The following is a 14,358-nucleotide window of genomic DNA, read 5'->3' on the forward strand; positions in this document are numbered from 1 at the left end:
AGCGCATTGACTATTCGTCGGGGGTTGAGGTTCGGACGATTTTCACGTCTGCACCACGCCATCGCTTCGGAACGAGAACGTGTGCGCCGTTGCCGGTCGGCTTCACCTCTCCCTCGATGACTTCGTGACCTTCTAGTTCGTGTCTATCCATCATTTGTGTTTAAACATTATTTCAACTTAACTCTATCGGTGAGGTGGTTAGGCAGCGAGTACGAACGTGTTTGAGACGTGATGACGGCGGTGTATCCCCTCCCTACTCGCTCCCGCTGGTCGCTCCTTGAGGAAGGGGGCTTACCGCCTGTATTCTGCTAATACCGAAGATATGCTCCGCTACCGACACAGATCGTGGCGATGAGTAATAATCCACCACTGAGAACACCCCTCAGCCTACCTGAAACTCCAGAGCTTTCGACGATGTTGAACGCCCCTTGAAACACGATTAGTTGGAATACTAGTAGAAGACTTCCCCCGGAGACCAACAACTGGCTCTTCGAGCTTCTGTCCATAGTTCAGCCAGCATCCGGCAATTGTATAGGTGTTACCTGTACTCTCTGGCTCAGAAACAGATAATGTTCCTAGGTTTAACGCTTACTATTCCTGATCAACAACGAATATATTCTGCTCCACCCCCACGGATTACCCTCAGCGCAGTTCCAGCGTGCTAGAGTTTCCTTACGGCGGAAACCGCGGCGAAGAGGGTGAATAGTCCACCGAGTACAATCGCAATGATCGGTGCGTTCGACGTTTGATTTTTCAAAAACGCATCTCCCGGCTCGTCGGGAGAAACATATGCGGTTGTCTGTGCCCCCTGTTCGTACTCCTCAATGGCTGATTCGGCGCCCGATTGCGTCTCGTAGTTCTGTTCAAGATCTGCGGGGTATATTTTTGTCCCAGTATATTCATTTCCGTTATACGTGTACTCAAACTCAACCACCGGATCGAAATCGGCGCCCGGATTTGATGACGTTCCGCTATCAGCCTCGATATCGAGTTCGGTGATAGTCGCATCAACCTCGACTGATTCTCGGACTGCCTCCGTCTGTTGAACGTAATCGTATCCTCCGTAGCTGGCGATAGCAATCCCAATGAGGATGTACAATAAAGCACCCTTGAGGCTATCGGGACCCTTAACATTCACACCTGAATCGTCGTTCATACTGTCAATCACCACGAGGCCGCGTACAATGAGGAGAATGTCGGACGTTGCTGCGGGGTTCAGCTGACTGTAGACGCATCTTCTCACACCACCGAGAGCGGTATGACAGACGAAGTAGCGATACCCGCTGTATGCGTCGTCCGAATGTCCGAGTGTTCTGTCGGAGGACTGAATACATCAAGTCGTCTTTCAGACACCTAGTAACTAAAAATGCTGGCTCTGTTAAAAACCATTCAGCAGATGATATATCGTGATCCAGTCGTTGTCAATTTGAGTTGCTAGGGATAGCAGCCCCACTCTGTGAGCGCAGAGTGTGGGCTATGTGCCAAGAGCGGAACGTTTGTCGGCCTCGTATAGGTATCTCGATAAGAGAGACGGACACCGTGGTCCAGGTGGCCCAGGCTGCTACGACGCTTGATACACCTCACCCGAATGCTCTCTTTTCATTGTCACACGTCGGAGACTTCCACGTCTCTGAGGACAACCTCAACGGCTGTCCCGCCGAGATCACTCTCATCGAAGGAGAGTGACCCGCCCATGCTCTGGACGGCCCAGTTGGTCCCCCAGAGGCCCAAGCTACTGGCGTGTTCGAAGGGGGTCTCGACGCCCCCCTCGATCACTGCCCGCTCTGACTCTGGTATCCCTGGACCATCGTCCGCGACGACAAGACGGACGTCCGCCCCGGTCCGTTCTACACGAACCACGACGCGTGGGGACTCCCCGTCGTTGTGTTCGACTGCGTTCTCGACGAGGTGATCGATCACGTATCGGCACCGTTCCGGGTCGATGTTTACCGTCACGTCGGGGGCAGTGAGGGTCACGTCGGCGTTTACACCAGCCGTTGCGTCGGCGACAACATCTTCGAGAAGCGGCCGTAAGCTGACTTCGGTTCGATCGGCCGCGGACCGCTCCATGAGATCTTGGACCCGCCGTGCCTCCGCGCTCAGTGCGCTCAGTCTGTCCGCGCCGTCGACGGCCGGGGCGAGGTCGGCCTCCTCCGCGTGCGCCCGTATCACGTCCAGTTCGTTCCTGACGTTGTGACGGAGGATGCGGTTGAGTACCGCCAGCCGCTGTCGCCTGATTTCGCGGTTCGTCACGTCGATCAACATGACGGTGTAACCGAACGTCTCCCCGTACTCGTCGACAAGCGGCGAGACGCGCGGTTCGAACTGTCTGTGGCCCGTCGTCGTCCGGCAGGTGATAGTATTGAGTTCGGTCAGGGATGTCACCGAGTGATCCGTGACATCGGCCAGCGTCTGTGCGCCGCCGAACATTCGTTCGGCCGGTTCGTTCACTCGGACCACCCGTGCCCGGTCGTCAAGGACGAAAATCGCCTCGTCGGTCTCTGTCAGTGCCGCCCGCTCACCCAGTCTCCGGGTCGCGGGGACGCGAGTCACGACATCATAGCGAAAGATCCCCAGCGTGAGGCTGGCGGCGACCACGAGAAACGTACTCCCGATCAGCACGTCGTTCAACAGCGGCGTCGTAGGACGGGTCGTCTGAACGGTAAAGATGAATCCGGCGATCGGTATTACGACGAGGAGACTCTGTACCGTCGACAGTCGGTCGTGTCGATACGTCGCGACGACAACTCCCCCGATCAGTGCGAACACGAGGGTCAGGAGTACCAGTGTGGCCACCGACTGTGCCGTTTCGAGCGTCTGGAGCGCCTCAGTACCCACCAGCGAGGTCGTGATCCACCCCTCCTGTATCAGTCGTCCCAAAAGGTTCACACCGACGAGGATAGCCACGGCCAGCGTCACCGCGAGTACTCGTCTAGGTGTGATGTACCGCCCGATCCCGATGTATCGTGCTGCAAACGTCATCCATGGAACCGCCAGAAGTAGGACTGCGGACCCCAGTGGCAGGTTCTCGAGTGGCGTCACTGCGTGTAGCCCGGCGTATCCGACCCCGAGGAGCGACACCACCCCGGCGAGGACGACGAACGGCCTAGCGAGCCCGGTGCGGGCATCCCCCTGCCGGAGTCGTCGGTACGCCGTCACCCCCACTGCCCCGGCGACACCGCCACTCACCGCTGGAATACCGACCCTGAACAGCCCCAGCGGATCGAGTTGAATCACCGTACTGTGTTGGGTGGCTTCAGTATCAAAGCGGTTGTGGACCGACCGTCTCCGGACGAAGCTCAGCAACGCACAGATTATTCGACGACGCAATCTTTCTGGTCGACGGCGCGCTGTGGTTACACGCGCCCTGTCATCGTCACAGGCTTCGACTCCAGCACGTTACACATGGGAATCGCAATGCCGTTGAACGTATGTTTAGTGAGGTAAAATAGGGTGACAGAAGATTTGCCACAACATTTATTTTGTGAATTCAGATCTGAATCACCCGGAGAAATGTGCCTGCGCATTGAACACCGGGAGTTCTACTAATTCAGGGAGACATTCGGATCGTCGTGCGAGATACAGCGCGCGAATCTCGCAATATTTACCTCTCGGTTCCTGCGGTGGAATCGCGTAGCACAGAACACGTTCCACTGGGATCATACTAAGTCATTATTTTGTATCTTTAGCAGGTACGCATCAACTATGGTCCCCTACATCAGCAACGTTCTGTTTAACGAGCCACAAGGTCGCCCCAATTCACTCATCCAGTTTGGCGCGTCGCTCGCCTTCTTGTGTATATTCGTGTATGGTTGGAGTGTCGGCGAGGCTGGAGGAGTCCCGTGGATGCTATTTTTTATCGTCGGAGCTGCGCTGTCCGGAACTGCTGAATCTCTTCCAAAAACTCGACGACGGGCGGCTGGTCTATTGCGTCTCACAGCCATTCTCGTATTTGTCTGTCTTCTCGCCATTATCTTCCTCGCTCCGGAGTACATCATTGGGTAATGGAAGGTCGACTTTTGAATTCACAGTAGTGAGGCTGATTGTTAGATTACTGCCGATACGCTAAGCCACGTGGGGTTATCCTACTGAATTCACCCTCTGTATCTCGCAAGACGTTCTTGACAGCATTAGGAGAGGTATAGTCCGAATCTGGTCTGTAAGTACCCTTTACTGAGCGATTCTGAAGGATTCTACACAAACTAGGACCCAGTACAATATACTACCTTCTGAAAGTTCAAATAAAGCCGCGGTCGGCTAAGGCTCCAGCATCAATACGCCTGTCACCGATTATGGCTGCCGTCTGAGTCTTGCGGCATCGACTCTCTGTTCCGATAAAAACGAACGACTACGGTAGTGCCTGTGGTACCAGTAGACTGGAACTCAAGTTCAGCGCCCAGTTGGCTTACGGCCCAATTGACGAACCAGAGTCCGACACCCAGTCCGTGCTCAAGTTGTGTTTCGCTCGATTCGGTCAACAAGTCTCGCTCTCGGTCCGGGATCCCAGGACCATTGTCTGCGATGCGGAGCTGTGGGATATCATCAGCTGTCGTTTCGACCTCGATATCGACTCGTGCGGGGTCGTCTGAGTGAACAATAGCGTTCTCGACGAGTTCTGTCATAAGCCGTCGCACAACAGTTCGATAGGAGGTCAATTGTAGCCGCTCCGGAGCAGTGACTGAGATGCTGCTATCCGGGTAATCATCACGGGCCGTTGCGGCGACTTCGTGGGCGACCGCAGCAATATCGACCGTTGACGGGGCGCTAACGCTATCGGTCATAACTGCTTCAGCCTCTCGTGCTTTCCGGCTGACCGAGGCAAGCTCGCTGGCACTATTTTGAATCGCTGTCCGGTGCGTGTCGTCTTCTACGTGATCCGCATGCGCTAAGATCACGTCGAGTTTGTTCCGGGCGTTGTGTCGAAGCACGCGATTGAGTACTGAGAGCCGCTGTTCACGGGTTCGCTGATCGGTCACGTCCCGGAAGACAATTGTCCGCGCCACGGGTTCCCCGTCGCTGTCACTCGTGTCGCGTTCGACGTCGGAGACCGTGTACTGAAACTGACGTCGGCCCTTTGTCGTTTGGAGCGAGACAACCTCAGTTGTACCAGCTGATAGATTTGTCACATCGAATCCGTCTACGGCCGCGCTGACTGGTGTCCCGATCACGTCTCGTGTCGCCCACCCAAACAAGCCTTCAGCTGTCACGTTGGCATCGAGGATATTTGCTTCCCAGTCGACAACGACAACCGCCTCCTGGAGCGATTCGACGACGCGTGACCGCGCGACATAATCTGCTTTCGGGAACCCCGTCAATACCGGATAGCGTTGAATCGCAACGGTAAGTAACACTCCCGAAACTAACAACCCGCCAGTGACTCCGTCGATGATCAAACTCCCGTCAAGCCAGCCCCCGATAATGTATGGTGCTGAGATTGCTCCTAGCTGGATCCCAACCTGTGTTCTTGAAACACGGCCGTGGTTCCAGCCGTACCTGAGGAAGAGAAACGCCGCGTAGGCGTAAATTATGAACAATAATAACAGTTCAGTACCGACGAGTGACGCGAGTGAGCGACGGATCTCCTCCCGCGTTGGGTCACCCTCGAACGTGGCTGCTGCCCCAATCAGCGGGAGCGCAAGGAGAACAAACAAGCCCCCTCGGAGGGAAGTAAAGCCTGTCTCTCGGCCGATATACCCAAGGACATAGACCAGCCATATCGCGGGGAGAAACACGACCGGGACAACCTGCGCGATAGCAGCCAAATTCGATCCGACCCCCCATGCGTTCGGAAATTCAGAGATCAGCGAGAGCAGTGCCCATAGTAACAGACTGCCGCTCATGAGCGCAAAGGGGACCGCATTTGGGGGGGACCGATCCTTCGCAGTTTGCCACGTTACCCACGCCAGGAGGCCTACGGCAACGAGATCAACGGCAAGTGAGGGTCCTAATGAGAGCAGCATTGGTGGAGGGGATTCGCTTTCGGATTTTTAGATGGAACAGCGTTGAACCGCTGGGCAGTTACTGATGTCATTGCGCTCACTCACGCTGGTTGTTCAAGCGATTCATCCATAATTTCATCATACCCGTTACTGGCCCGGAAACACAGATATGTCGAGTGGTATAGCCGGCTGTGAACTACCCTACCCAACTCGCTCACGGCGCTGCCGTTCGCTTCGTTGAGCGTAGGGCTTTCGCGTGGACTCCCGTTCTGGCCATCGCTGGCAGGCTCGTAATCCCCGTTCACGTTCAATCTCCCGCGATTCAAGCGCACGTTTACGGGTGCGCCTCCGCCCGACGACGTTTGCCCCGAGCGGAGATGCTTCAGGCCGATGTTCTTTGCCGCGTTGTAGTCGGCGTGGGGTGAGTATCCGCACTTGAGACACTCAAACACGTCCGGTTCGTTCGAGGCGGGGCGGTTATCCTCGTGAGTGAACCCGCACTTGGAACACCGCTGGCTCGTGTACGCGGGACTCACCTGTTCGACCGAGATACCGACCATTTCGGCTTTGTACTCCACATACGCGCACAGCCGGCGGGAGGCCCATACGTGGAATGTCTTGGCATTCGGCATTCGGTCACGAATCCCAGTCAGGTTCTCGAACGCGATCACGTCACAGTCGTGTTCGACGGCTTCCGCGACGAGTTCTTTCGAGACGGTGTGTAAGAAGTGGTCATAGCGCCCCGTCTCGGTACGTCCAACCGACTGGATGGGTTCGTGGGCGGCCCGGGTTCCACATCGTTGGAACGACCCGCGCCGCTTTTCAAACTCGCGGTGCCAGTGGTTCAGCTCTGCCCCGTTCCAGAACGTGCCCGTGGAGGTGACGGCGACGTTTTCGATGCCGAGGTCAACGCCGAGGACTGTGTTGTGCCCGTCGTTACCGTCATCGGCAGTCTCGAACTCCGCGTCCGCCTTTGTGCGGGCGTGAAGGTGGAACTCGTCGTCGCGGTAGTGTAGTTCTGCGCCCGTCACGTCGTAGTCGTCGTTGAACAGAAACTCTGAATGAGGCGTCTCGCGATCCCCGTCGGGGAGAACATATCTGGCGGTGATACGTCCCGCAACGGTCGAGAGCGTCGCGTGGTCGTCGTTGAACGTCGCACATCGCTTGTCGTAGACGAGCGTCGGGGCGGAGAAGTGCGGCTTTCCCGCGTAGTCACCCTGTTTCCAGCGTGCGACAACGCTCTGGACGGCGGCGGCGGCCTTGTTGCGAGCGTTCTGGACGAGATTCGCTTGGAGCCTCGTTTTGGCCCGCACGTCGTCGTAGGTTTCACGCTGGAGTTGGGCTTTGCTCGTCGTCTTGTACTCACCTTGCCAGGCGTGGTCAACGACGTAGTTGGCGGCCCACAGGAACTCGGAGATGGTTTCGTGGAGGAGGGCGGCGTCGCTGTCGGCCACGTCGAGTTTGACGGGGACCGTACGACGTACCTCCATCCGTAATTCAGATGTTACGCTAAGTCTTTATGACAATACTGTTTTTGGAGGAGAGTTAGCCACGTGTAGAACGTGGTAATGACGGAATCATGTCGGTTCCCTTCCCGACCTACTCACTCTCTTCGGTCGCTCCTTGAGGTCGGGGGCTCCATCTTGAATTACGCTGACTGCTGTTGCTGCTGTTGAAACACTCCGTTCAGGCTTATTGGTTCCAATAAAAACAATCAGGTGAAATGCAGTTTACTCTCCGTGGGGTGGCTGTCACGGTTACGCCGCTGATCCTTCTCGCGCTCATTCTCGGACTCGGCATCGCTGGGTATGGAGGATATGACTACGTCCAGCAGTCGGACGCTGTTGACGATGCTGTCGCTGTCGAAACAACTGTTGTTGGCACCGATATCAGCAGATCTGATGGGCGTCGCTTCTACTACCGCATCTCAGTTGAGCACACCTACGAATATCAGGGGCGTGAATATACGAGCAAACAGGTGTTCCCAGGCTCAACGCGGCCGATATACACCGTCCGGAGTGACGCTCAACGTAGTATTGAGCCATATGAGCCGAATGAGACAGCGACAGCCTACGTTACCCCCGACAACCCTAGTGGAGCGTTTCTCAAGCGACAAACGGTATTTGCTCCATTCAGATTCATTGGTTTTGGGAGTCTTCTGGCGCTCTTGACAGCACTTCATGCGATTGGGGCGCGTAATCCTGGCCAAAATGTAGGGATCAGTCAAACAACTGGGCGCGAGCCAACTCGATATGACACGGTGTTCGGGTTTAATCGAGACACACTGTCTCGAGTTACTCAGCTTTGAACGTTGTCGTGTTGACACTATTTGGCCCGAAATCGGAGGGAAAGACGTTCTACGAGGAGTTTACGGTATCGGCCGAACTGGAGAGTGATTCACAGAGGATAATGAAGGCAGCGTTCACGGCGTTTGAACCTCTAGTGGAGAGTGGAGCGTCTCCGGCTGAACTCCCTTTTCCATGCTCACACCGTCTCAGCCGCCATTTTCGGTCGATTAAGTGTTAGATACTCAACGTTCAAAGCTGAGGAGTTAGTAAGCGTCTCATGTTGTTTACACCAGCTGTGTTTTTCGTTTCTCTCGTGACTATAGTGGTACTTCTGTTGAACTCAGAGGGGTCATCAATACAGGTCAGTGTGGCTGATCCAGTCGGATTCGCGTTCCTTGCGGCGCTTCTATCTGGTTTAGGATTTGTCTTTGGGCTTACACTATATGGCATTTGGTCATTTACCGAATACAGACGACTGCGTGAACGTATTCCAGACCCACGGCCACCGAGTCCGTTCCGACATCCGTCTCGCCTCGTTACAATCATGTACTCCCGAGACGAACTCAACGCCTATGGCCGTCGAGTGAAACTGACCGGCTTCGTGTTCACACTCATCGTGTTCCTCATCGGTGTCGTCGGGTTCGTGCTCGTGACGGCGTCGTAATAAAAAAAAGAATTAGCTCGATCGGTACAACGAGAGGAGAGAGGATATAAATAGGAATGTACCGACGGCGATTAATGCGGCCCCTATTCGTATTGACTCTGTAATGTTTGTCGCTCCGACAACCGTCATCGCGATCCCGACCACACTCAGCAGAACCTTCCATACCGCGTTTGGGACCAACTCCAGCAATAGTTCAAAAATGAACTCTAAGATATCATCTATCATGTCTATTAATCACCACGACGGTGCCTAGTCCGTCAGTTGGCAATAGTGCTAGGTGGTAGATCCAGTTGCTTGTTTTTAATTCTGTGTTCACCATTTCAACCTCTCGGCTCTGTTGAAATTCTTAGCAGTTGGTACAAACGGGCTGTTAAATACAGGGCGCGAGTCTGTCACCCATCTACAGACTGGGTGGTATGACGGTTGTACAACCACCATGGAATATGGAGTACCATTGCTAAGAGAACTGCCACGCCAAGCTCCAAGAGAACTCCATCAGTAACTTGGGACGCAAGAAAGACTGTAGTGCCAGCTATGACGGCAGTTATGATCCGACTCGGATTCCAATTGAGGAGGGCAGACTGAAGCGCGGACATTACTTCCTCAGTCGAAAGCTACGAACATATGTGTTCTGGAAGTTTGGGTTCGGTATGATAACTATTCCAATGGTCGTAATTCAGAGTGTGAAACGGTGACTTGGATTTTTATTAATATGGAAGAATTCATTGACTGATGCGATCAGCGTTGAGTTCATCAGTTTCGATACAAGGAGCCAGTAGTACCAATATTGAATTGTTCGTTACACTAGGACTCATTATTTTGATTTTTGCCGGATTGTGGAAAGTATTTGAGAAAGCTGGGAAACCGGGCTGGGCTGCGATTATTCCGATATACAACCTCTACGTCTTAGTCAAGGTGAGCGGAAACGCATGGTATTGGTTTGCTCTGTTCTTCGTCCCAGTGATCAATTTCTTCGCCACGCTGAAAGTTAGTATCGATGTCGCTGGCAAATTCAATAAGGGGATTCTGTTCGGCCTCGGACTCACGTTTATTTCATTCGTCTTCTACCCGCTTCTCGGATTCGGTGGCTACCAGTATAACGATGCCACTAGCTCAACGGAGAGCATGGCCTAACACTCAAAATCTCATTTAGGCCCAACTGCGCCGTGTTTCTCCCGATGAAACGCTGCTACGGGCTTGATACTATTCCCAGTATTAGATACAGGTAGCCGCCGGCCGGAGGCGGTCTTGAACAAATATCCGGTCGCTGGGCCTCTCCCATCGCTCACCTCCCCCCCAACGGATGGAAGGCTCACCTACTCCCCCCGCGACGCTTCATTGATCACCCTCCGCTGGAAGGACGGCCCTCCACCCCGTCCACCAGTACTATCATTCGTCAAGTAGATGTATCTAGTACCGACACACCACCAATAGAGGTTAGTGTCCCAAATTGGTGGAACCGCAGCCTAACACTGGAAGGCCAACAGCATTAGTTATTGCTGATCTGGTAGATTATAAGTCCGACGAGCGGAATCACAGTGAACAGAAATACGAAGACACCCGCTGCTGCGCCGCCTTCAAACTGAGCAGCTATCACCAACGCAATCAGTGAGACGACTCCGAACAGAGTCATCGACACAAGCGACATACGGGGTGCTGTACTGTCTAACCGCAGCAGTTCGATACTAACTTCCACCATGGTGTCTGGCTCGTCTGTATTCGCATTCCAATTGACACCAGCGTCACTGTCAGCGGTACTCACGTCGACAAGAGAGTCCGTGATTGGGGTCGTATCTTCGAGTCGTGGTAGCTTGGTCGGTCTGTCACCGCGGTCAACAAGTACCGTCGAGGTGTCTAACCACCTGTCGACGGCGTCACGTTCGATTCGGACCTCATGATCAGCTAGCGATTCGTACCGCCAAAGAGGGGTTTGAAACAGGGTATCAGTCGCAACAATGGTGTCCGAATCTAGCCGGTATTCAACACCAGCGTACCGGATCCAGTAGTCAAGATGGATGAGACTAAGCGGGACGCCGGTCCCGAGAAGCATGATGCCACCCGCTATTTGGGTAGCACCATCAAATACAGCAAGTGATGCGGCGAGAAAGGCGAGTGGTGTCAGCAACCATAGTCCAGGGTGTGTCCGGAAATGTGAGGCCGTAGGCAGTAGCCGTCCCGACAGCGACGGCCGCAAAACTGTGGAATTTCCTGATAGCGTTGTCTCAATTGTCTCACGCTCCGGGGGACTGTATGCGTCTCCACGACCGACAAGTGACCACAATCCCGCACCGAGACGGCCATCGTAGTAGTATTCTGCGAGATCGGTGAGGAGCCTAATTGAGACTACCACTGCGACGAGTGGTCCCGTCGCAACCCGTTCAACCGCACGAGAGGTCTCTCCACCCCCGCCGTTAGAGACAACCAGAGCTGCGGTGAGCAGCGCGATGATGCTCGCGAGGAGTACTGTTGCGCCTTCCGTGACGACACTCTGAAGAGCGGTTGCGACGTTGTGATCTTGGTAATCACCATCTCGAAAGTACGTAGTGGCTGTTCGCCATCCTGCTGTGATGAAAATTCCAAACGCACCAGCGATAAGCCACGACGAGATGTTGGCATCCGGATTCACATTTGCTACGGGGCCGACAACTAATGCCCCGACGAATAGCCACAGTCCGATGAGGATCGGTACCACGAACAAAAGTGTCGGAATCGTCAGTAGTCGGACGTTAGCACCGATCAGCGGGACTGAAATAGAGGTCTTTTTTGTGGCAATCGCCCCCAACAGGATTGGATCCCCATTCCGTTCCATTGGCCGCCCGGCAAACGTCGCTCGAACAACCGCCCAAAAACAGACAACACCGAACTCAAGCCAATATAAGGTCAGCAGTTCTAAAACCGATAGGTTGAACACAACAATCCCGACAACCGGAACCAGATTCGCCACAAGGAGGGCCGATAGTTCGGGATCCGGGAGGCGACTATCCCCCGTATTGTGAGTTGTGGCTGCTGAGCTCATCTACGGATGTGGTGACAAAGCGACCCGCTGCGCGTACCCTGGGCGTGGAACACAGACCCCTCAGGATCAATCACAGTTCTGTCTCGTGACTTTTGAACAGATGCTGTGGAGGGCATTCATGTACCTAACCGGTAGCGGATATAATAGTAGTAAGCCATTGTTGCTCGAGTCAGTGTTGATCACTGAGTACGGATTTATATCGACTGAGAGTACTCCCAATTGAAGTGAGGATGACAAAGGCCCCAACCACGACGAGCAGCCCTCCGAGGATCGGCTCAGATGAATAATAAAGCAGCCAGCCTATCGCAATGTTGGTACTGGCCAGTCCGATCGGATAGAGTGTCTGTTGTAAGTACATGGCTCTCAACGCTATTGTTACTGAGTTGCCACAGGTAGCACTGAAATATCTGTACCGAGGGGGCGACAAGCAGCGTGATTTCCGGAACTAGCTCCTAAATGACCTCTCAATCGTCGAATTGAGTGTTCTGTTCCCGACAACAGCCTGTCGAGGGCTCTTTCGCGCCAGTGCTCACAGATGCTGAGTTCGGGTTGCTCGTAGAACCCGTGCCTCACTGGGATTGAATACTGAAATACGCGCACCATCGTCTTCTGTAGTATCTGTGCGCTGGTTCTCCCTGTAACCAAGAGCTGATAATACAGACCCGACGAGAAGTACCGGTCTAAGCATACAGAGTGACGTGTTCCCTCTGCTGATATCATGGGATCCCCCTGATCACTATGTTACTCCCGTTGATTCGGGTGGTTGAGGATCTAAGCTTTGTGGACTGTCGATCTCTGGCTCTGCCACGAAGCCGTTACTCGTGCCCAAAGGGGATATTAGAATACGAATACATTTTTCAAAATAGAACGACAAAATTCTTGGCCATAATTAGTTTTACCAATGTCGCGTTAAAGACAGGTCGAAATTGGCCGGGGGGCTTCGCTGTCTCCTATATCTCACACCGAGCTTAATCCGACCGGCTAGTGACCGCCTAGCGCGACGGTCCGTGGCGCAATACCTCTACTTTCCGGGTACAAACTCTCCTTTGTGCCCGGAAAGTCCGCCTCTGTGAACGCAAGATTCTCGGCGCTGCTTTACCGGTTGCTACGCTAGGCGGGTGTGTGGACATGACGCCACAACTACGCGAAATCGTACGCACGGAACTGTTACGAAGTATCGTCTGGTTCGGAGCCGGACTCGTCGGCTGGCCGCTAGTGACGATGGAAGTCAGTTGGCTCAACCCGACACCCCTGACGGTCTTCGGACTTCCCGTGATCACCTGGGCCGTGTTGACGGCAAGTGCTATCGGAGTCCGGAGCGTGACCGAATCGGATCTTTGTGTCCAGACGACAGGCGGAATATCCGTGAGCCTCGCCCTCGGGATCATGCTCGGGGGTGTCGCCGCGGTGTATCTCGTCACAAGAGGTGGTTACTCCGCTCAGTGGATCACGCTCAGTTACGTCGCGGTCGCGGCCGTGACTTCCCTCTGGTACTGGTACGTTCACCCGACGGACAGGGGCTCGACAGCGACTACCTGACGCTTCGGGCCAGTCTCAGGGTCTCCGAAGCAGTTTCAATTGCTGAAACAGCACCGCACCGCCCTGTGGCCCCAACAGAGCAAAACATACAATTTGACTCGATAAGATGTTGTGCGTGACTGACTGATAACACATGGCCCTCCCACCTTGGATAACAGAAAAGCTGCCTCAGGACAAGCGGGTAAACACCAAACTCACCCGCCGCCACGTCGTCGAAACGATGTATCGAGCAGATCGGCCGTTCTTTTCGCTCCAGCAAATCCAACAGCAGATCAAGCCAGACGTCTCTAAGGTGACGCTCCGGAACCGGTTAACAGAACTCGAGGAAAACGGAGTCGTCACGACGGAGTCGTTCGCTGATTCACTAACCTTGTATTATCTCAACCACCCTGAGTCGGAGTGGCCGCTATCGCCGGAAGGAAAACAAGCGCTGACAGCCGACAAGACTACTTCGACGCATCCCCTCCACGAATTCCTTAACCACCCACGCGTCCGTTCAATCTTCCGCGAAGAGCTCTTTCGGAGCATTGGCTGGGTGGCACTCGGGATAGTCGGGTGGCCAATACTGCTCAGTGAGTCTCCACAGTTACCGGTCAATATATGGACCGTGTTCGGGCTCCCAGTCTTGACCTGGGCGACACTTACTGTGGCGATGGTCAGCGTCCGGCTGCTGACAGGGAGCGACATTCAAGTTCAGTCACAGGAGGGATTACATGTCGTCTCACTATGTGGGATTCTATTAGCCGGATTCTGGGTAGCGTTCGCGATTTTTATTTTGAACTGGCCGCCACTGCCGACAGTCGGTGTGTATCTGCTTGCGACAGTTTCCTACTTGATCATTTATAAACGGGTTGTCCTACCGGAAACTAATCTTCCGGTCACCACGTGATCTCTCGCCGACGCTGCTCGCGC

At 54.3% G+C, this 14,358-nt stretch carries 11 protein-coding genes and 1 pseudogene; 5 read left to right on the forward strand and 7 right to left on the reverse strand.

Annotation, left to right across the window (positions count from 1 at the left end; genetic code table 11):
* Positions 1-10: 10 nt before the first annotated feature.
* From EXE47_RS13915 to EXE47_RS13930, 4 genes are all read right to left on the reverse strand, one after another.
* The gene (locus EXE47_RS13915) at positions 11-151 is read right to left on the reverse strand and encodes a DUF2080 family transposase-associated protein (RefSeq protein ID WP_137708469.1); all 141 of its coding nucleotides are present in this window, start codon (positions 149-151) and stop codon (positions 11-13) included.
* Positions 152-308: 157 nt separating this feature from the next.
* The gene (locus EXE47_RS13920; protein ID WP_080508721.1) at positions 309-506 is read right to left on the reverse strand and encodes a hypothetical protein; all 198 of its coding nucleotides are present in this window, start codon (positions 504-506) and stop codon (positions 309-311) included.
* A 155-nt stretch (positions 507-661) separates the two neighbouring features.
* A complete protein-coding gene (locus EXE47_RS13925) occupies positions 662-1,156 on the reverse strand; it encodes a DUF3592 domain-containing protein (protein ID WP_089309411.1) in 495 nt (164 codons plus the stop codon).
* A 449-nt stretch (positions 1,157-1,605) separates the two neighbouring features.
* Positions 1,606-3,237 carry an ATP-binding protein gene (locus EXE47_RS13930; RefSeq protein ID WP_089309406.1) on the reverse strand — a complete coding sequence of 544 codons (1,632 nt, stop codon included), beginning with the start codon at positions 3,235-3,237 and terminating at the stop codon, positions 1,606-1,608.
* Between the two features lie 83 nt (positions 3,238-3,320).
* On the opposite strand from EXE47_RS13930, the pseudogene EXE47_RS13935 reads away from it, so the two are divergent.
* Positions 3,321-3,449 (forward strand): annotated as a pseudogene (locus EXE47_RS13935) (IS6 family transposase); the annotation flags it as partial.
* A gap of 834 nt (positions 3,450-4,283) precedes the next feature.
* On the opposite strand, the gene EXE47_RS13945 reads toward EXE47_RS13935, so the two are convergent.
* Both EXE47_RS13945 and EXE47_RS13950 read right to left on the reverse strand, forming a co-directional pair.
* Entirely contained in the window at positions 4,284-5,960 is a 1,677-nt protein-coding gene (locus EXE47_RS13945; protein WP_049933025.1) for an ATP-binding protein, read from the reverse strand.
* Between the two features lie 80 nt (positions 5,961-6,040).
* Entirely contained in the window at positions 6,041-7,429 is a 1,389-nt protein-coding gene (locus tag EXE47_RS13950) for an RNA-guided endonuclease TnpB family protein (protein ID WP_241988225.1), read from the reverse strand.
* Between the two features lie 233 nt (positions 7,430-7,662).
* Here EXE47_RS13950 and EXE47_RS19385 point away from each other — a divergent pair, with 233 nt between their 5' ends.
* Together EXE47_RS19385 and EXE47_RS13965 are read left to right on the forward strand one after the other, a co-directional pair.
* A complete protein-coding gene (locus tag EXE47_RS19385) occupies positions 7,663-8,247 on the forward strand; it encodes a DUF3592 domain-containing protein (RefSeq protein ID WP_089309408.1) in 585 nt (194 codons plus the stop codon).
* 1,376 nt (positions 8,248-9,623) lie between these two features.
* A complete protein-coding gene (locus EXE47_RS13965) occupies positions 9,624-10,025 on the forward strand; it encodes a DUF5684 domain-containing protein (RefSeq protein WP_049933027.1) in 402 nt (133 codons plus the stop codon).
* Between the two features lie 355 nt (positions 10,026-10,380).
* On the opposite strand, the gene EXE47_RS13970 is transcribed toward EXE47_RS13965, so the two are convergent.
* Positions 10,381-11,907: a DUF6498-containing protein gene (locus EXE47_RS13970; RefSeq protein WP_137708470.1), complete on the reverse strand. Its 1,527-nt coding sequence runs from the start codon at positions 11,905-11,907 to the stop codon at positions 10,381-10,383.
* Positions 11,908-13,029: 1,122 nt separating this feature from the next.
* On the opposite strand from EXE47_RS13970, the gene EXE47_RS13975 reads away from it, so the two are divergent.
* Both EXE47_RS13975 and EXE47_RS13980 read left to right on the forward strand, forming a co-directional pair.
* Complete coding sequence (locus EXE47_RS13975; RefSeq protein ID WP_199237905.1) at positions 13,030-13,446, forward strand: hypothetical protein; 417 nt, start codon at positions 13,030-13,032, stop codon at positions 13,444-13,446.
* Positions 13,447-13,579: 133 nt separating this feature from the next.
* On the forward strand, positions 13,580-14,335 hold the full coding sequence (locus EXE47_RS13980) for a hypothetical protein (RefSeq protein WP_089309343.1): 756 nt from the start codon (positions 13,580-13,582) through the stop codon (positions 14,333-14,335).
* Positions 14,336-14,358 lie beyond the last annotated feature (23 nt).

The organism is Halorubrum sp. GN12_10-3_MGM (assembly GCF_005435235.1).
Lineage (GTDB): Archaea > Halobacteriota > Halobacteria > Halobacteriales > Haloferacaceae > Halorubrum > Halorubrum ezzemoulense.

Bases quoted from the DNA above. Each gene is read 5' to 3' on its own strand.
- EXE47_RS13915 (WP_137708469.1), bottom strand. From the start codon at position 151: ATGGATAGACACGAACTAGAAGGTCACGAAGTCATCGAGGGAGAGGTG.
- EXE47_RS13920 (WP_080508721.1), bottom strand. From the start codon at position 506: ATGGACAGAAGCTCGAAGAGCCAGTTGTTGGTCTCCGGGGGAAGTCTT.
- EXE47_RS13925 (WP_089309411.1), bottom strand. From the start codon at position 1,156: ATGAACGACGATTCAGGTGTGAATGTTAAGGGTCCCGATAGCCTCAAG.
- EXE47_RS13945 (WP_049933025.1), bottom strand. From the start codon at position 5,960: ATGCTGCTCTCATTAGGACCCTCACTTGCCGTTGATCTCGTTGCCGTA.
- EXE47_RS13950 (WP_241988225.1), bottom strand. From the start codon at position 7,429: ATGGAGGTACGTCGTACGGTCCCCGTCAAACTCGACGTGGCCGACAGC.
- EXE47_RS19385 (WP_089309408.1), top strand. From the start codon at position 7,663: ATGCAGTTTACTCTCCGTGGGGTGGCTGTCACGGTTACGCCGCTGATC.
- EXE47_RS13965 (WP_049933027.1), top strand. From the start codon at position 9,624: ATGCGATCAGCGTTGAGTTCATCAGTTTCGATACAAGGAGCCAGTAGT.
- EXE47_RS13970 (WP_137708470.1), bottom strand. From the start codon at position 11,907: ATGAGCTCAGCAGCCACAACTCACAATACGGGGGATAGTCGCCTCCCG.
- EXE47_RS13980 (WP_089309343.1), top strand. From the start codon at position 13,580: ATGGCCCTCCCACCTTGGATAACAGAAAAGCTGCCTCAGGACAAGCGG.